The sequence below is a fragment of the Campylobacter hyointestinalis subsp. hyointestinalis genome, assembly GCF_013372145.1.
GTDB classification, from domain to species: Bacteria; Campylobacterota; Campylobacteria; order Campylobacterales; family Campylobacteraceae; genus Campylobacter; species Campylobacter hyointestinalis.
The window spans coordinates 973,594-988,827 of record NZ_CP053827.1 but is presented as its reverse complement, the minus strand read 5'-3'; the positions used below and the strand labels follow the sequence as shown (position 1 = coordinate 988,827).

The window sequence follows — 15,234 nt, the reverse complement described above, 5'->3', positions numbered from 1 at the left end:
ATTTATTCAAAAATATTTTAAATTTATTAAAGTGTTTGAGAAATTTGAAATTAATTTAACCCTTAACAATATTTTAACAAAATTTTTATACAATAATTTTATAAAATTTATATAAAAAGGGATTAACATGAAAAAAATATTAGTTTTATCTTTGGTCGCTGCATCTTTAGCTTTTGGTGCTGGTGGATATAACGGACAAAGTGCTATAACTCCTGGAAAATCGGGCGGCTACGTAGGCTCTGCTGCTTATCAAAATATCTCTGTAAAAGAGGCTCTTAGTGCTAGAGACGATACTATGGTAAGTTTAAAAGGAAAGATAGTAAAACAGATAAAGCACGATAAATACGAGTTTAGCGACGGTACTGGAAGTATCATAGTAGAGATAGACGATGATGTATGGAGAGGACTTTTTGTAGGTAGTGAGGACTTAGTTGAGATCAAAGGCGAGGTAGATAATGATATGTTAGAAAGAAACGAGATCGATGTAAAATATATCTCTAAGGTAAAATAGCCAAAATTTGGTGGAATATTTTAATAATCCACCAAAGCTTACATAAAACATTTTCTTTATAATTCTTTTAACTTTTTTTAGCTACAATTTTTCAATTTTACTTTTAAAAAGAGCGATTATGCGAGATATTCTAAATTCCATGAAAAACATAGCAATAGTAGGATTTAGCCCGGATGCTAGCAAATCTAGTAATATAGTTGGAAACTATCTTATCGATCAAGGCTTTAATGTTTATCCTGTATATCCAAAAAAGGGCGAGATAAGAGGACATAAGATATATCAAAGACTAACTGATATCAAAGATAAAATAGATACGGTTGTAATGTTTAGAAAAGGCGAGTTTGCACTCACGCTTTTAGAAGAGGTTAAAGCAGTAGGTGCAAAGAATTTTTGGCTCCAACTAGGTATAATAAACGATGAGGCGAAGCAAAAAGCCGAGGAATTTGGTATAAATTTCATCCAAGATGCTTGCATAATGATAGAGCACAAAAAGGAAAAATAGTGGTAAGCTTAAATAAAATAATCCAAGCAAAAAGAACTGTAGATGGATTTATCTCTAAAACTCCATTCTCGGTTGCTCCAAGACTTAGCAAGATAACTGGAGCCGAGATTTATCTTAAAAAAGAGAATCTTCAAACGACTGGAGCTTATAAGGTTAGGGGTGCGTTTAATAAAATAGCTCATTTAGATGAAGCAGCCAAAAAGTGCGGTGTGGTAGCTGCAAGCGCTGGAAATCACGCTCAAGGCGTAGCTATCAGCGCAAGACATTTTGGTGTTAGAGCTGTCATCATTATGCCTGAAGCTGCTCCGCTCTCAAAAGTAGCAGGGACAAAAGCTTTAGGGGCAGAAGTCATCTTAAAAGGAAATAATTTCGATGAAGCTTATGAGTTCGCTTTGCAGTATGCTAAAGAAAACTCTATGACGTTTGTACATCCATTTGATGATGAGTTTGTTCAAGCTGGTCAAGGAACTATCGCTTTAGAGATGCTTGATGAGGTTGCGGATCTTGACTATATAGTAGCTCCTGTGGGTGGTGGTGGACTGATAAGTGGTGTGGCGAGCTGTGCTAAACAGATAAATCCAAACATAAAAGTTATCGGTGTAAGCGCAAAAGGAGCTCCGGCGATGTTTGATAGTTTTAAAGCTAAAAAACAGCTAAACTCAAAATCCGTTAGAACTATAGCCGATGGTATCGCCGTGCGTGACGCTAGTCCTATAACTTTGGCAAATATCATTGAGAGCGTTGATGAGATGGTACAAGTAGGCGATGATGAGATAGCAAACGCCATACTTTATCTTTTAGAGCAACAAAAGATAGTAGTTGAAGGAGCTGGGGCAGTTTCAGTAGCTGCTCTTTTAGAGCGTAAGTTCAAATTTCCTGATGGCGCAAAGATAGGCGCTATACTAAGCGGCGGAAATATCGACGTTCAAATGCTAAACGTCATCATCGAAAAAGGTCTTATAAGAAGCTGTAGAAAGATGATCATAAATGTTACTTTGATAGACAAACCAGGCGCTCTTATGGGACTTACTGATGTTCTTAGAAGCTCTGGAGCAAATATCGTAAAGATAGACTATGATAGGTTTTCAACTAAGCTAAGTTACGGCGACGCGTCTATAACTATCACTCTTGAGACTAAGGGCAAGGAACATCAAGAAAAAGTGGCTTTGGCTCTAACTTCAGCAGGATATGAATTTACCCAAGAGTTTTAATACGTCGTATCTAGCTTAGTCTTACGTGTCTAGACTAGATACAAATTCTTGAATTGCTTTGATAAAACTATATAAATTTAAATAATAAAATAAAATCTACTACTAGCTAAATTTAATAAAATACACGTTTCAAATATAAGCCGTTTGGCGGTGAGGGCATTCTAGTAATCGGTTTTTGCTCTTTAAAATTCGAGATAAATTTAGCTAAGCTCTCATCACTTTTACAAGCTTGCAAAGCATTTGCTACCATCAGTCTTACTTGTGCTCTTAAAAATCCGTTTGCTTTGAAATTTATAATAGTAAAGGTCGGTTTTGTATTTAAGTTTTGTGTAGATATAGTGCTTTGATGTAGCGGAAAACTACTTTTTATACGTTTGATTTTACCGAATTTATCTTTATAAATTTGGTAAGCCTTTGCCAGGTATATCTCTCTTATGGTTGATTTTTCGCCGCTTCCTACTTTATAAAAAGGCTTAAAATCGTGTCGCCCTAAAAAGTATTCTAAAGCTTTGTTTAATCTATCTAAGTGCAGCTCATCATAAAAACATACATAATCACTTAAAAAAGGGTTAAATTTTCCGTGATGTAAAATATATCTATAGCTTCTAGCTTTTGCAAAAAAACGAGGATGAAAGTCACTACTTACCTCATATAGCTGTTTTATAAAAATATAAGGCGCAGAGTGTTTATTAAGCTCTTTTTTTAGCCATTTAAGTCTATCTTTCCAAAACTCACCGCACTCCACACTAGATACTTGTGCTAAAGAATGGACACCTTTATCGGTGCGTGAGCTTGATACTATGCGCTCAAATATACCCACGCGTTTTAGAGCCGAGTTTAGCTTATCTTCAACGCTTAGTAGATTTGGCTGAGACTGTGAACCGCTAAATTTAGAACCATCGTAAGAATAGATAAGAGTGATTTTCATTTAGTATTTTTTAAGTATTTTCTTGCTAAAGATCAGCATAGAAGATATAATGAAGCCAAGAGATATAAGCGGCACCGCGTAAAACACCTGTTTTGCAAAGATCATTATTAGAGCAAAATATACAAACAAAACACCGAAAATTCCAAAATATATAATGCCTTTTTCGTATCTATAAGTGACTATACCAAAGCTTAGAGCAAACAATACTGAAGCTAGTGGAAATATAGCCACAAGCGTGTAAATGCTTAGATCTTTGGCTCTTTTATCGTCGCTAAATGCTTTTTGCCAATACTCTTTTAAAGAGTAATCTTCTTTAGTGGTATCTTTCGTAAATGTTCTGATAGTCATATCATCAAATGTACTTATGTGCCATTTATCATCATATATGTCATACATTTTTCCATTTAGAAGTAAAAGTTCTAAATTTGAGTTGTTATTTTTTATATCTCCACTATGAGCCATTATAAATCGTTCTTTGTCATCTACTGTGTTGTACATGACTATATTTTCATACTCTGGTAGATCTTTTTGCTCGTTTCTTTTTTCTATAAACACCATCCAGTCGCCGAATTTTTGTCCAAATTCACTAGGCTTTATATTTAGACTAAGTTCTGTTTTTTTGTATTTTATAAAATTATCATTTAAATTTTGAGCCATAGGCATAAGTATAAGAGAGTTTATGAGCAGTAAGACTGAAAGCAAAAATGATATAAATATAAAAAAATTCGCTATATTTTTCGGATTGTACCCAAGTGTAAATAAAACTATACTTTCGTTTTCTTTTGATAGTCTAAAAAAGCTCATAGCAACGGATACAAAAAATGCTATTGGTACAGTAAAAAGTAGGATTTGAGGCATCATAAATAAATACAGTTTAAGAAGTTCTACAAAGCTTATCTCTATATAGCTTGTAATGCGAGCTATCTGCAAAAAAAATACAATCGACATAATAAGAAAAAGAGTAGCAAATAAAGATATAAAAGTACTCAAAAAGCTATTAAAAAGATATCTATTTACTCTGTTCATTTTAACCCCATAAATTTAGTATAAATGTCAAAAAGTTCTAAGAAAAAGTCTCTAAAAATCATAACTAAAAATAGTGCAAAACTTAATGACGGTATGAAAGGCGCTTCTGTTCGGTTTGATTTTATGCGTAAAATTATATGTAAAATTATCTGCAAAATACCTGCTAAAAGTATAGCTATAACACCAAGTTTTACTCCTAAAAGTAGTCCGATGATCGCTATAATGATGCTATCTGCGTCTCCCATGGTTTCTATTATCTCACCGTTATTTTTTCTATTTATCCAAGCGCTTGCAATGTTTTTGATGATAGTAATACCTCCGGCAAATATAAAAGAAACGATGATAGGAGATCTGTAAAAGTCGCCATCTAATATATTAAAGGTTAGATTTGAAACACTAAAAACAGCAAAAAAGTATGCAGATATAAGCAAGATCTCTGGTACGGCGTTGTGTTTAAAATCTATAATGCTTAACGTAAAAAGTAGTATGAAGCAGAGTCCTAAAAATGCCGAATTTACCAAGCCTTCGCCCAAATATAGTCCAGTCATAGCAAATATACCACAAGCAAGCTCGACTAGCGGATAAATAATAGAAATTTTTGTTTTACAAAATGCACAGCGTCCGCCCAAGAATATCCAAGAAAACAGCGGTATATTATGGATGTATTTGAGATTTTGTTTACATTTTGGGCAATGACTAGGTGGATATATAGTGCTTTCGCCAAGTGGCATTCTGCAAATTAAAACATTGCAAAATGAGCCGATACAAACTCCAAATATAAAAAATAACGTATAGTAAATTTCCACTACAGACCTCCAAATTTTCTATGCGTTTTTTGATATTTTTGGATGATATCTTTAAGCTCACTGCTTTTAAAATCTGGCCAAAGCGTCGGCGTAAAACAGAGCTCCGCATAGCTTGCTTGCCAAAGCAAAAAGTTGCTGAGTCTTTGCTCACCACCGGTGCGAATGAGTAGATCTACGTCGCCAAACTCGCTTGTATCTAGGTTCTGGCTTAAGCTTTTTTCGCTAAGTTTTCCATCTTTGCTATGCCCCAGGGCTTTATTTGCGGCACGAATTATCTCATCTCTACCGCCGTAATTTATAGCTAAAATAAAATTTAGTTTATCAAATTTAGAAGTGAGATTTTTTAAATTTAATATCTCGTCTTTTAAGTCTTTGCTAAAAGGCTCGATGTCTCCTATAGTGTGAAATTTAATGCTATTTTGTATAAATAGATCTCGTTTTGATACTAGAAAATCTTTTAGTAATTTCATTAGAAAATCTACCTCTTTTTTAGGTCTTTTCCAATTTTCTGTGCTAAATGCGTAAAGAGTTAAATTTTTAATAGAATTTTCTATGCAAAACTTAGCGATATCCGTGACGGCTTTAGCTCCTACTTCATGTCCTTTTGTGCGGATAAGTCCGTGGTTTTTAGCCCATCTGCCATTACCGTCCATTATGATAGCCAAGTGATCTAGTTTGTTCAAGTCTTAACCCCTAAAATCTAAAAAATTTTCTTTTTGTTGCCAAAACGGCTCTACATTTCCTACTTCGCAATTACAACCAAAAATATTATAAAATGCTGACGAAAAGCTCTTATATGGAGTAGTTATCTTTATAAATTTACCTTCGCTTATGAGTGCTTTAAATGGTGCAAAATTGTCAAAAAGTAGATACAGCTCAAGTGGATCTCCAAGTTTTATCTGTATTAGCGCGTATCTATTCTCATATAGAAATGGAACGCTGATTATCCCATTTTCTAAGGCTAGTATCATAGATGCGTATATGCTAAAATTCGTACTATTTTTTGCCGTAGCAAGGCGGTTTTTGATCTCTTTAGCAAATAGATCTGGATCGCCATTTGCAAGCAGGTATTCTACCAAACTCGCTCCGTCTTCTAAACAGTGATGAGATTGTCTTTTGATAAGTCCGTTTATATTTATCACGCCGCCGCTTTGAGAACCTATATTTGCGAAATATTCACCACCGACTTCAAGATCTCGCTGTGATTTTGTACTTAGAAATTTGCTTCCAAATTTGAGATTATATCTATTATATCCAGTTTTTTCTATGACTTTTATGATGACTGGAAGGCTTGCATTTATGATAGCAGTACTATTTGGCGTATTTTGAGTTTGGATCTTTGAAATTTTACTTATCATATAGATTTGCTAAACTCCACTATGTCTTTTGCGACTTCAAATTTACTTTTTAGTTCTGTGGATTTTGAATCCGTTTTAGTGATAAAGCAAATGCTTGTTTCGTCGCTTCCAAAGTGTATATCGCCTCCTAAAACATTTAAGCAAACAGCGTCTAGGTTTTTATCTTTTAGTAAATTTAAAGCATTTTGTACTGCTGTCTTTTTATCCATTTCCATTTTGAAGCCGATTTTCTTGCAGTTCAAATTTATATTTTTTAGTATGTCTTTATTTAAAATTAGCTCTAAATTTAGCCCATTTTCATCTTTTTTCATCTTACCATTGAATTTATTTTTTGGTATATAGTCGCTGACTGCTGCGCACATAACGAGCAAATCATTACCCTTTACTTTTTGTGAATTTATAGTCTCTAAAAGCTCATTTGAGCTTTGAAATTTAACTATTTTATATGGCACTTCAAACTGTGTTGAACTGATGAAAATAACTTCACTTCCAGCGTAGTAAAATGCGTCTGCTAGGGCTTTTGCCATTTTACCGCTAGAAAAGTTCGTGATACCTCTTACGTCGTCTATTTTCTCTGTTGTGGCTCCGCCTGTGATAATGACTTTTTTGTTTGCGTAAAACTCGTCTTTGTTTAGAATTCTTCTAGCCATAGCAACTATAGTTTTAGGTTCATTCAAAGCGCCTTTTCCAAAGTCTTTACAAGCTAGAGTTTTTGAGACTGGCTCACAGATCTCATAACCGTTTTGTGAGAGTATCTCTAAGCTTTTTTTGGTTGCAAAGTTTTCAAGCATATTGTTATTTGCTGAAGGCGCTATAAGCTTTGGACAAGTAGAAGCTAGTATGGTTTGTAAAAATACGCTATCTGCGATGCCATACGCTATTTTATTTATAGTGTTTGCAGAAGCCGGCGCTATGATGATAAGGTCATTTTTGCTATAGTTTATATGGTTTACTCCTTTTTGCCAGTCTTCGCTCACGCTAGAAAGTACTTTTTCATCACAAAGTGCTTCAAAACTTAAAATATTTGTAAATTTTAAAGCTCCATCACTTAGCATAACACGGACATTTGCCCCTTCTTTTTTTAGCATACTTAGAATTTCGTAAGCCTTATAAAAGCTTACGCTTCCACAAACTGCTAGTAAAACTCTTTTATTTTTCATCATTTTTACCAAAAAATTTGTAAAAATACATGGGTTTGTTGATTTGAGCATTTCTAGTGATGATTAGATCTCCTTTATTGCTATCTTTTGTGACAGTGCTTCCAGCTGCTACTAGAGTATCATCAGCTATGCTCACTGGAGCGACTAACTGAGTATCGCTTCCTATAAATACGTTTTTGCCTATGATAGTTTTATACTTTTTTTTACCGTCGTAATTGCAAGTTATAGTGCCACATCCTATATTTGTACCACTACTTATATCACAATCTCCAAGGTAGCTTAGATGCCCAGCTTTTACGGTATCTAAGTTAGCGTTTTTAAGCTCGACGAAGTTTCCGATATGTGTTTTTTTGATCTTTGAGTTTGGTCTTAAATGAGCCATAGGTCCTACGTCGCTGCTATCTACTTGGCTGTATTCTATGACCGAGCCGCTTTTGATAACCGAGTTTTTTATCACAGAGTTTCCTATTATCATAACATTTGGCTCGATTATGCATTCTCCTTCAAACTTTGCTCTACTATCTATAAAAATAGTTTTTGGAAGGTGCATTATGACACCATTTTTCATAAGTTTTTCTTTTATGGAGTTTTGCATGATCTCTTCGGCCAAGCTTAGAGCAAATTTATCGTTTATACCCATAAAATTTGCTTCGCTAACCAAGCTAAAACTTACGCTAAAACCTCTGTTTATAGCTAGTTCTATAGCATCGGTGAGATAAAATTCTTTACTAGCGTTGTTATTTTTGATAAGTGGGATAAGATCTTTAAGTAAATTCGTATCAAAACAGTATGCTCCTGCATTACAAAGATCTACTTTGATCTCATTTTCGTTTGCGTCTTTTTGCTCTACGATCTTTACTACTTTTTTATCTTTTGTTATGACTCTGCCATATCCGTTTGGATCTATAGCTTTAAATGTGCTAAGCGTGACGTCTGAGCTGTTTTCGCAAAGCGCTTTTAGCTCATTAACTTGCACTAAAGGCATATCTCCGCAGATGATGAGTGTTTTTTTTGAATTTAGATCATTTATAGCGGCTCTTAGTGCTCCCGCGGTTCCTGGGAAATTTACTGTATCTTGTTTGCAAATTTTAGTATTTTCAAATTCTGCTAAAACTACACTTTTTACCTCTTCAAACTGATATGACAAGACGACTCTAACGTCGCTAGTTATTTCATAGGATTTTTTTAGTATGTGAGTTATCATAGGCTCACCACAAAGCTCGTGCAAAACCTTTGATTTGCTTGATTTCATACGTGTACCGTTACCGGCTGCTAGGATTATTATACTTATATCATTCATCTTTTTTCTCTTTAAATTTGGTGAATATATTGTACCCTAGATAAGCATAAAATATATTGAAATTTTTAAAATAATAGTCGTATAAATATTTAAAAAATATTAGTTTTTTTGTCGTGTGTATTTTAAATTTAAATGATATCTTTTTCGTTATTTTTCGATTTTTTATTTACATTTATTTAAAAAAATAGAAATAATAAATTTAATTAATATTTAATTTATTATTAAATTTTTATATATTTTAGATATTGGAAAATAGATTATAAAACATTGATTAATATACAAAAATATAATATAATTATAACAGAAATATCTATAATTATTTGAAAGAAAAGGATACTTAAATAATATGAAAAAAGCGTTAATTTTCGCACTCGGCTTTATCTTTGCAAGTTCGCTATTTGCTAGGAACGATATCTTATATTTTCCACTTAAAGACGTCTTAGAAAGCGAAAAAGCAAAAGAGATCATAGATCCATCTATCGAGCTGATATTTGGTAGTGGAAATACCGGTGAAATAGTCACAAAACAAGTTCGAACAAACAAAAAAACGAACGCTTTTGGTAAAACCGATAAAAAAGCTTGCGAATGGGCTTTGCTCTCTGCTTTAAAATCGCTTCAAGAAAGAGCAAAAAAAGACGGTGGTACAAAGGTTATAAACATTACTGGTTATTACTATAAAAACGAATTTGATTCTAAAACAGAGTTCCAATGCGGCGCAGGAAGCATAATGGCAGGAGTTACTCTCATAGGAGACGTAGCCAAATAATGAAATTTGATATAGCCGAATTTGGTTTTTGCAAAGACAAAAATGAGATAAATTTATATAATGTTTTGCCTATAAATCGTAGAAAAATGAGCAATGCTGCGAAATTTATCTACACTAGTATAAGCGGTTTTGGGAATTTAGACTGTCCTATTGTTTTTGCTACAAATTTTGGAGAAATAGATAGATGTATAGGTCTTTTAAGCGAGCTTAGTTTATCTGGTTTAGTATCTCCGACATCTTTTTCTTTGTCTGTTTTAAATGCTAGTGTTGCTAGCGTGGCTATACAAAAGCAAATTCACGCTCCTATCTTTGCCATTAGCTCGTCTGCTCCAGTAGAGATGGCGGACGATATCTGCAGCTTCTAAATTAAATCAGTTTGATAAAATTTGCGTTATATCTTATGAAGAAAGCGTTCATGATAAAATGCAAATTTGCGCGGCGTTTATACTTAAAAATGGAGTTAGTAGTGAGCTTAGTATCGCTAAAATGCCTAGTTTAGGTAATAGCCTTAACAGCACAGAAAATTTTATCAAAAACATAGGAAAAGATTTCTATTTTTTCGACGATGAGATCTGCTATAAGTGGAAATTTAATGCCGATTTTTAAGATTTTTATCACCGGATTTTTGTTTTTTTGGTTCGGTGTTATCTGTATTTTAGGCAATATATTTTTTGTGCCGGTTCTGTTTTTTGGTCTACAAAAATATAAACTTATAAGAAATTTTTGTAGATTTTTAGTTAGAAATGCGTGGAAATTTTTTATTTTTTGTACAGATATCTTAGGGTATGCAAGATCCAATGCAGACATTTTAAAAACACTCGGGAAAAATTCAGAGATCATAGTCTGCAATCATACTAGCTTACTTGATATAGTATTTTTCTTATCATTTGTTAAAGATAGCAACTGCATAGTCAAAGGAGAGTTAGCAAAAAATATATTTTTATCTAGTGCCATAAAAGCTTGTGGATATATCCTAAATACGCAAAATGAAGAGTGCTTGGAGATCTCTTGCAAAGCTTTAAAAGAGCAAGAGAATTTGATAGTATTTCCAGAAGGCAGCAGGACAAAAGATAAGATAGTGTTTCACAAAGCAGCTGCATATATAGCTATAAAATCAGCTAAAACGTTAACACCTGTGTTTTTACATATGAATCCAAAGAGTCTAAAAAAAGGAGTGGCTTGGTATGATACACCAGATATCACTATAAATTATAAATTTAATATTTTAAAAAGTATTGATTTAGATACGTTTTATCCGCAAAAATCGGCGCCCATCAGAGCTAGGCTCTTAAATGCGTATTTACAAGAAATTTACAATGAGGAGTTTAAAAATGATCGATGAGATCAAAGAAATGATCATAAAAGATCTAAATTTAGAAGATGTAAAACCATCTGATATAGATGAAGATGCGCCGCTCTTTTCGGACGGTTTGGGACTTGATAGTGTCGATGCTTTGGAGCTTGGGCTCTCTATACAAAAGAGATATGGTATTGTTTTAGATCCAAAAACAGATAATGTCAAAGAAATTTATCGTAGTGTTAAGACGTTAGCTAATTTTATAGAAAATAGTAGGAGTAAATGATGGATAAAAATGAGATTTTTGGAATTCTCTCAAATGCATTAACTGAGCTTTTTGAGATGCCTAAAGAAAAGATCACTTTAGAAGCAAAAATTTACGAAGACCTAGATATCGACAGTATAGATGCTATCGATTTGATAGACTATATCAAAAGACAGACTGGTCATAGGCTAGAACCAAATGATTTTAAGAATGTAAAAACACTCGGTGATATAGTTGATGCGGTAGCTAAAAAATTTGATTAATACGGTACGAATTCTTACGTTTTTAACTACTTTGGCTTATCCTTTCTTAGTAGTGATGAAGTCTAATTTTACGCTTTATATCGCTACTATTTTGGCTATTTTGTGGTTTATAAGAGCTATTTTTGAAAATAGAGCTTTTTTTGTATTGGGTGTATTTTTTATATCACTTATGATGTTTGATGATGCTAAATTCCTGTATCCAGTTATGGTAAATTTACTATTTTGTTTTATCTTTTTATACAGCTTAAAAGGTGAAGCTATCATAACTAAATTTGCTAGACTTAAAGATAAAAATCTGCCAAATAAAGCAGTAATTTATACAAGAAATTTAACTAAAATTTGGATATGTTTTTTTATGATAAATGCGATAGTTACTCTTATCTTTGGATTTATAGATGAACGGTTATGGCTGATATATTGCGGATTTGTGAGTTATGTTTTGGTTTTTTTGTTGTTTGTGGTGGAAATTTTATATAGAAAGTTTTTTATAAAATGATAAATAAAGATATATATTTTATAGAAGAAAATGCAGGGTTTGAAGAGCTTACTAGCGAGAGTTTAAAATTTGCTTCATACTTGAAAAAGTGTGGCAAAAAAGAGATAAAAATATTTCTAAGCTCTACGTTTGATTTTTGCGCAGCTTTATTTGGTGCTATGATGGCAAACACCAAAGCCCACGTTGTTTCAGATGAGAGACTTTGCGATATAGGAGATTTGAATTTTGCTAAGTGTAAAGGGGATAAAGAGGGTGAGTTTTTTCTTAATACGAACTATAAATTTTATCTTTATACTTCAGGTAGTAGTGGTTCTTCAAAGATCATAGAAAAATCCATAAAAGATATGTTTGAAGAGGCGAATTTTTTGCGAAATTTTATAAAAATGGATGGTAAAAAAGTATATACGAGTGTAACTCATCAACATATGTTCGGACTCACTTTTAAGGTTTTTTTACCGCTTGTTGCTGGTATGAAAGTGCTATCTTCAAGGCTGGATTATCCAGAACTTATATTTGCTTATGATTTTACGGATTCTATTTTTATATCTTCTCCAGTCGTGCTTAGCGTAGTATCAAAATATGATAATGTTTGTCTAAATACCGCGAGTTTGATAGTGAGTGCAGGCTCAAAACTTAGTGATGATATAAGGGATAAGTTTACTTCTAAGATAATGGAAATTTATGGTAGTACCGAAACGGGCGTAGTGGCTAGCAATTTTGGCTCTGGATTTGTCATATTTGACGCTGTAAATGCCGATATTAAAGATGATAGATTATTTATAAACTCAAAATGGTGTGATAATTTTTTAAGCTTTGATATGGCTGAAATCCATGGTAAAGATCTAAAATTACTCGGCAGATCTGATAGGATAATCAAGCTAAACGAAACTAGGTTTAGCTTAGATGAAGCGGAGAGTTTTTTGAAAGATCACACTTTTATAAAAGATGCAAAGTGTGCTTTACTCAAAAATGATAAGCGAGTAAAAGCTCTTTTAGTTTTGAGCGATGATGGTAAAAATGAGTTTAGAAACAACGGGAAATTAGGCATTGTAGATACTATAAAGAAGTATCTTTATCCTAAATTTAAAACAAATATAAGATCTTTTAAGATCATAAGCGAAATTCCGAAAAACTCTTATGGTAAGTTTAGTATTAGCGAGTTTCAAAAATGCTACGATGAAAAGAAAATACCGTCATTTAGTCTTTTACAAAGTGATGAAAAAATAGCCAAATTTAGCTGTTTTATGAGTGAAGATTGCTTTTTTTTCGAAGGGCATTTTAGAGAATTTCCTCTTACTCCTGGATTTATACAGCTTGGATTTGTGTTTGAGTGTTTGGATATATATGGTATAAAGATAGATGGTGGTTATGTTTTAGAAAATCTTAAATTTATGGCATTTTTAAGACCTTTTGATAGATGTATTATTGAAATTTGTATAACCGATAAAAATATAAATTTTAAAATATTTGCAAATGAAACTCAGTGTTGCTCAGGAAGGATCAAAGTTGTATAAAATCTGCTTTTTGATACCGTATTATAATCATCCTAAAAAAATTAAAGAACTCACAAGTGTACTTAAAAAATATGATATTTTTACTGTTTTAGTAGATGATGGTAGCACAAAAGAGGCAAAAGAAGCACTAAAAAATTTGGACATCAAAATCATAACCCATAAGACAAACCAAGGAAAAGGCGCGGCTGTTAAAACAGGTATGAAATACGCACTTCAAAACGGCTTTACGCACGTTTTTCAAATAGATGCTGATATGCAGCACGATCTAAGCGTAGTACCAGCAATGCTTGAAATGTCTAAAAACAATGAGAGAGCCTTGATCTGCGGATATGGCAAATACGATAAAAGTGCACCAAAATCAAGGCTTTATGGCAGAAAGATCACTGATTTTTGGGTTTATATCAACACTTTTGGAGGCAAGCTTAAAGACGCAATGACAGGCATCAGGATTTATCCTTTAAATACTGATATCATAGATAAAACCTTATCAAATGCGATGGAATTTGATATAGAGATATTGATGAATTACTATAAATCAAATATTGAAATTTTATGGATAGAAGTTGGTGTTGTGTATGGTTCTATATCGCATTTTAGGGCGTTTAAGGATAATATTTTGATAAGTAAGATGCAAGTTAGAGCTTTCTTTTCTCTTCCATTTTTTATACATAAGAGACTTAAATATGGCAAATGATTGGTATAAACAAAAAGAAAAAGGCTCGTTTTTTTGGGTTAAGCTTACGTTTTATCTCGTCTGCTTTATGCCTAGATTTTTACTCACGCCTATAGTATTTTTCATATCTTTTTTGTACTTTTTAAGCTCTAAAAATGAACGTAAAAATTTAGAAAGGTTTTATTTAAATTTAAATAAAAAGTTTGGTACGAACCATAAAAATGTGTTTAGAAATTTTTTTGAATTTTCAAAAAGTATAGTAGATAAAATATCGGTTTGGCTAGGAAAGATCAAGTATGATGATCTGGTTTTGGAAAATGAAAAAGAGCTATATGAGCTTTTTTTAACGCAAAAAGAGGTAAGGTGATCATAGTAAGTCATTTTGGCAATGTCGAGATCGCAAAAGCACTTAGTAGGCATTATAAAGATTTGAAAATGGCAGTGCTTGTTTATGACCAAAATAGCTTAAATTTCGGTAAGATGTTGAACTCTTTAAATGACAACCATATAAAAATTTTCAGAGTAGATAGCCTTGATATCGGCGTTATGCTTGAACTATCAAAGTTCATAGACGAGGGTGGTTTTATCTGCACTATGGGCGATAGGATCCCTGTGAGCGGAAATAAAATTTGCAAAATTCCGTTTTTAGGACAAATGGCTAAATTTCCGCAAGGTGGTTTTGTCTTAGCAAGCTTACTAAAGTGTGAAGTTTGGACTCTTTGGTGCATTAAGAAATCTGGCAAATACAACATAAAAGTGGATTTTTTAGCTCAAAATGTAGAACGCAAGAATATAGCAAAATATATTCAAATTTATCTAAATTTACTAGAGCTAAATTGTAAAGAGTATCCGCAAATGTGGTTTAATTTTTTTGATATTTGGAGTGATGATGAAAACTTATAAAACAAAAGTCGAATTTTACGACGTAGATAGTATGAACGTCGTTTGGCACGGTAATTACGTCAAATTTATAGAAAAAGCAAGGTGCGAGTTTTTACAAGATCTGGGATATGATTATGAAATGATGAAAAAAGAGGGTTTTGCCTATCCTGTTGCTAAGATGGATTTTAAATTTATTAAGTAAATTTAAAATACCGTCAAAATTTGATATGTTCAAGAGATGGTTACTAAATACGGCTGGGTTTATGAAAAAATTTA

At 32.8% G+C, this 15,234-nt stretch carries 22 protein-coding genes; 15 read left to right on the top strand and 7 right to left on the bottom strand.

Annotated features, from left to right (window positions below; all coding sequences use genetic code 11):
* The first annotated feature begins 127 nt into the window (after positions 1 to 127).
* The 3 genes from CHHT_RS05225 to ilvA all read left to right on the top strand — a co-directional run bounded on the left by CHHT_RS05225 (position 128) and on the right by ilvA (position 2,224).
* Positions 128 to 511, top strand: a complete 384-nt coding sequence (locus CHHT_RS05225) for a YgiW/YdeI family stress tolerance OB fold protein (protein WP_034961053.1) — start codon at positions 128 to 130, stop codon at positions 509 to 511.
* 118 nt (positions 512 to 629) lie between these two features.
* Positions 630 to 1,013, top strand: a complete 384-nt coding sequence (locus CHHT_RS05220; RefSeq protein WP_034961056.1) for a CoA-binding protein — start codon at positions 630 to 632, stop codon at positions 1,011 to 1,013.
* A complete protein-coding gene (ilvA, locus tag CHHT_RS05215; protein ID WP_034961058.1) occupies positions 1,013 to 2,224 on the top strand; it encodes a threonine ammonia-lyase in 1,212 nt (403 codons plus the stop codon). Before CHHT_RS05220 ends, ilvA begins: the two co-directional genes overlap by 1 nt.
* 112 nt (positions 2,225 to 2,336) lie before the next feature.
* On the opposite strand, the gene CHHT_RS05210 is transcribed toward ilvA, so the two are convergent.
* Genes CHHT_RS05210 through glmU form a run of 7 tightly spaced genes read right to left on the bottom strand, consistent with a single transcriptional unit; the run spans position 2,337 to position 8,802 of the window.
* Positions 2,337 to 3,152 (bottom strand): tRNA pseudouridine synthase A, encoded by an 816-nt coding sequence (locus CHHT_RS05210; protein ID WP_034961061.1) that lies wholly within the window; start codon positions 3,150 to 3,152, stop codon positions 2,337 to 2,339.
* Entirely contained in the window at positions 3,153 to 4,178 is a 1,026-nt protein-coding gene (locus CHHT_RS05205) for an LptF/LptG family permease (protein WP_034961064.1), read from the bottom strand.
* The gene (locus CHHT_RS05200) at positions 4,175 to 4,984 is read right to left on the bottom strand and encodes a prepilin peptidase (protein ID WP_115600614.1); all 810 of its coding nucleotides are present in this window, start codon (positions 4,982 to 4,984) and stop codon (positions 4,175 to 4,177) included. Before CHHT_RS05200 ends, CHHT_RS05205 begins: the two co-directional genes overlap by 4 nt.
* Positions 4,984 to 5,667: a polyprenyl diphosphate synthase gene (uppS, locus tag CHHT_RS05195; RefSeq protein WP_034961066.1), complete on the bottom strand. Its 684-nt coding sequence runs from the start codon at positions 5,665 to 5,667 to the stop codon at positions 4,984 to 4,986. Before uppS ends, CHHT_RS05200 begins: the two co-directional genes overlap by 1 nt.
* 3 nt (positions 5,668 to 5,670) lie before the next feature.
* Positions 5,671 to 6,342: a hypothetical protein gene (locus CHHT_RS05190; protein ID WP_051663677.1), complete on the bottom strand. Its 672-nt coding sequence runs from the start codon at positions 6,340 to 6,342 to the stop codon at positions 5,671 to 5,673.
* Entirely contained in the window at positions 6,339 to 7,505 is a 1,167-nt protein-coding gene (coaBC, locus tag CHHT_RS05185) for a bifunctional phosphopantothenoylcysteine decarboxylase/phosphopantothenate--cysteine ligase CoaBC (protein ID WP_034961533.1), read from the bottom strand. The genes CHHT_RS05190 and coaBC overlap by 4 nt, the downstream gene beginning before the upstream one ends.
* A complete protein-coding gene (gene glmU / locus CHHT_RS05180; protein WP_034961068.1) occupies positions 7,492 to 8,802 on the bottom strand; it encodes a bifunctional UDP-N-acetylglucosamine diphosphorylase/glucosamine-1-phosphate N-acetyltransferase GlmU in 1,311 nt (436 codons plus the stop codon). The genes coaBC and glmU overlap by 14 nt, the downstream gene beginning before the upstream one ends.
* Before the next feature lie 346 nt (positions 8,803 to 9,148).
* Between glmU and CHHT_RS05175 the strand changes: the two genes are divergently transcribed.
* The 12 genes from CHHT_RS05175 to CHHT_RS05120 are packed head-to-tail and all read left to right on the top strand — an operon-like array spanning position 9,149 to position 15,160.
* Entirely contained in the window at positions 9,149 to 9,568 is a 420-nt protein-coding gene (locus CHHT_RS05175; RefSeq protein ID WP_034961071.1) for a hypothetical protein, read from the top strand.
* The gene (locus CHHT_RS05170) at positions 9,568 to 9,933 is read left to right on the top strand and encodes a beta-ketoacyl synthase chain length factor (protein ID WP_034961074.1); all 366 of its coding nucleotides are present in this window, start codon (positions 9,568 to 9,570) and stop codon (positions 9,931 to 9,933) included. Before CHHT_RS05175 ends, CHHT_RS05170 begins: the two co-directional genes overlap by 1 nt.
* Positions 9,934 to 9,991: 58 nt before the next feature.
* The gene (locus CHHT_RS05165) at positions 9,992 to 10,174 is read left to right on the top strand and encodes a hypothetical protein (protein WP_034961077.1); all 183 of its coding nucleotides are present in this window, start codon (positions 9,992 to 9,994) and stop codon (positions 10,172 to 10,174) included.
* Complete coding sequence (locus tag CHHT_RS05160) at positions 10,161 to 10,910, top strand: lysophospholipid acyltransferase family protein (RefSeq protein ID WP_034961080.1); 750 nt, start codon at positions 10,161 to 10,163, stop codon at positions 10,908 to 10,910. Before CHHT_RS05165 ends, CHHT_RS05160 begins: the two co-directional genes overlap by 14 nt.
* A complete protein-coding gene (locus CHHT_RS05155; RefSeq protein ID WP_214096832.1) occupies positions 10,900 to 11,151 on the top strand; it encodes a phosphopantetheine-binding protein in 252 nt (83 codons plus the stop codon). The genes CHHT_RS05160 and CHHT_RS05155 overlap by 11 nt, the downstream gene beginning before the upstream one ends.
* On the top strand, positions 11,151 to 11,393 hold the full coding sequence (locus tag CHHT_RS05150; protein ID WP_034961084.1) for an acyl carrier protein: 243 nt from the start codon (positions 11,151 to 11,153) through the stop codon (positions 11,391 to 11,393). The genes CHHT_RS05155 and CHHT_RS05150 overlap by 1 nt, the downstream gene beginning before the upstream one ends.
* A 55-nt stretch (positions 11,394 to 11,448) precedes the next feature.
* Complete coding sequence (locus CHHT_RS05145) at positions 11,449 to 11,889, top strand: COG4648 family protein (RefSeq protein ID WP_082864080.1); 441 nt, start codon at positions 11,449 to 11,451, stop codon at positions 11,887 to 11,889.
* Positions 11,886 to 13,403 (top strand): ApeI family dehydratase, encoded by a 1,518-nt coding sequence (locus CHHT_RS05140; RefSeq protein WP_051663680.1) that lies wholly within the window; start codon positions 11,886 to 11,888, stop codon positions 13,401 to 13,403. The genes CHHT_RS05145 and CHHT_RS05140 overlap by 4 nt, the downstream gene beginning before the upstream one ends.
* On the top strand, positions 13,396 to 14,097 hold the full coding sequence (locus tag CHHT_RS05135) for a glycosyltransferase family 2 protein (RefSeq protein ID WP_034961089.1): 702 nt from the start codon (positions 13,396 to 13,398) through the stop codon (positions 14,095 to 14,097). The genes CHHT_RS05140 and CHHT_RS05135 overlap by 8 nt, the downstream gene beginning before the upstream one ends.
* Positions 14,087 to 14,443: a hypothetical protein gene (locus CHHT_RS05130; protein ID WP_034961091.1), complete on the top strand. Its 357-nt coding sequence runs from the start codon at positions 14,087 to 14,089 to the stop codon at positions 14,441 to 14,443. The genes CHHT_RS05135 and CHHT_RS05130 overlap by 11 nt, the downstream gene beginning before the upstream one ends.
* Positions 14,440 to 14,979: a hypothetical protein gene (locus CHHT_RS05125; RefSeq protein ID WP_034961094.1), complete on the top strand. Its 540-nt coding sequence runs from the start codon at positions 14,440 to 14,442 to the stop codon at positions 14,977 to 14,979. The genes CHHT_RS05130 and CHHT_RS05125 overlap by 4 nt, the downstream gene beginning before the upstream one ends.
* Positions 14,966 to 15,160, top strand: coding sequence for an acyl-CoA thioesterase (locus CHHT_RS05120; RefSeq protein WP_051663682.1), 195 nt, complete (start codon positions 14,966 to 14,968; stop codon positions 15,158 to 15,160). The genes CHHT_RS05125 and CHHT_RS05120 overlap by 14 nt, the downstream gene beginning before the upstream one ends.
* Positions 15,161 to 15,234 lie beyond the last annotated feature (74 nt).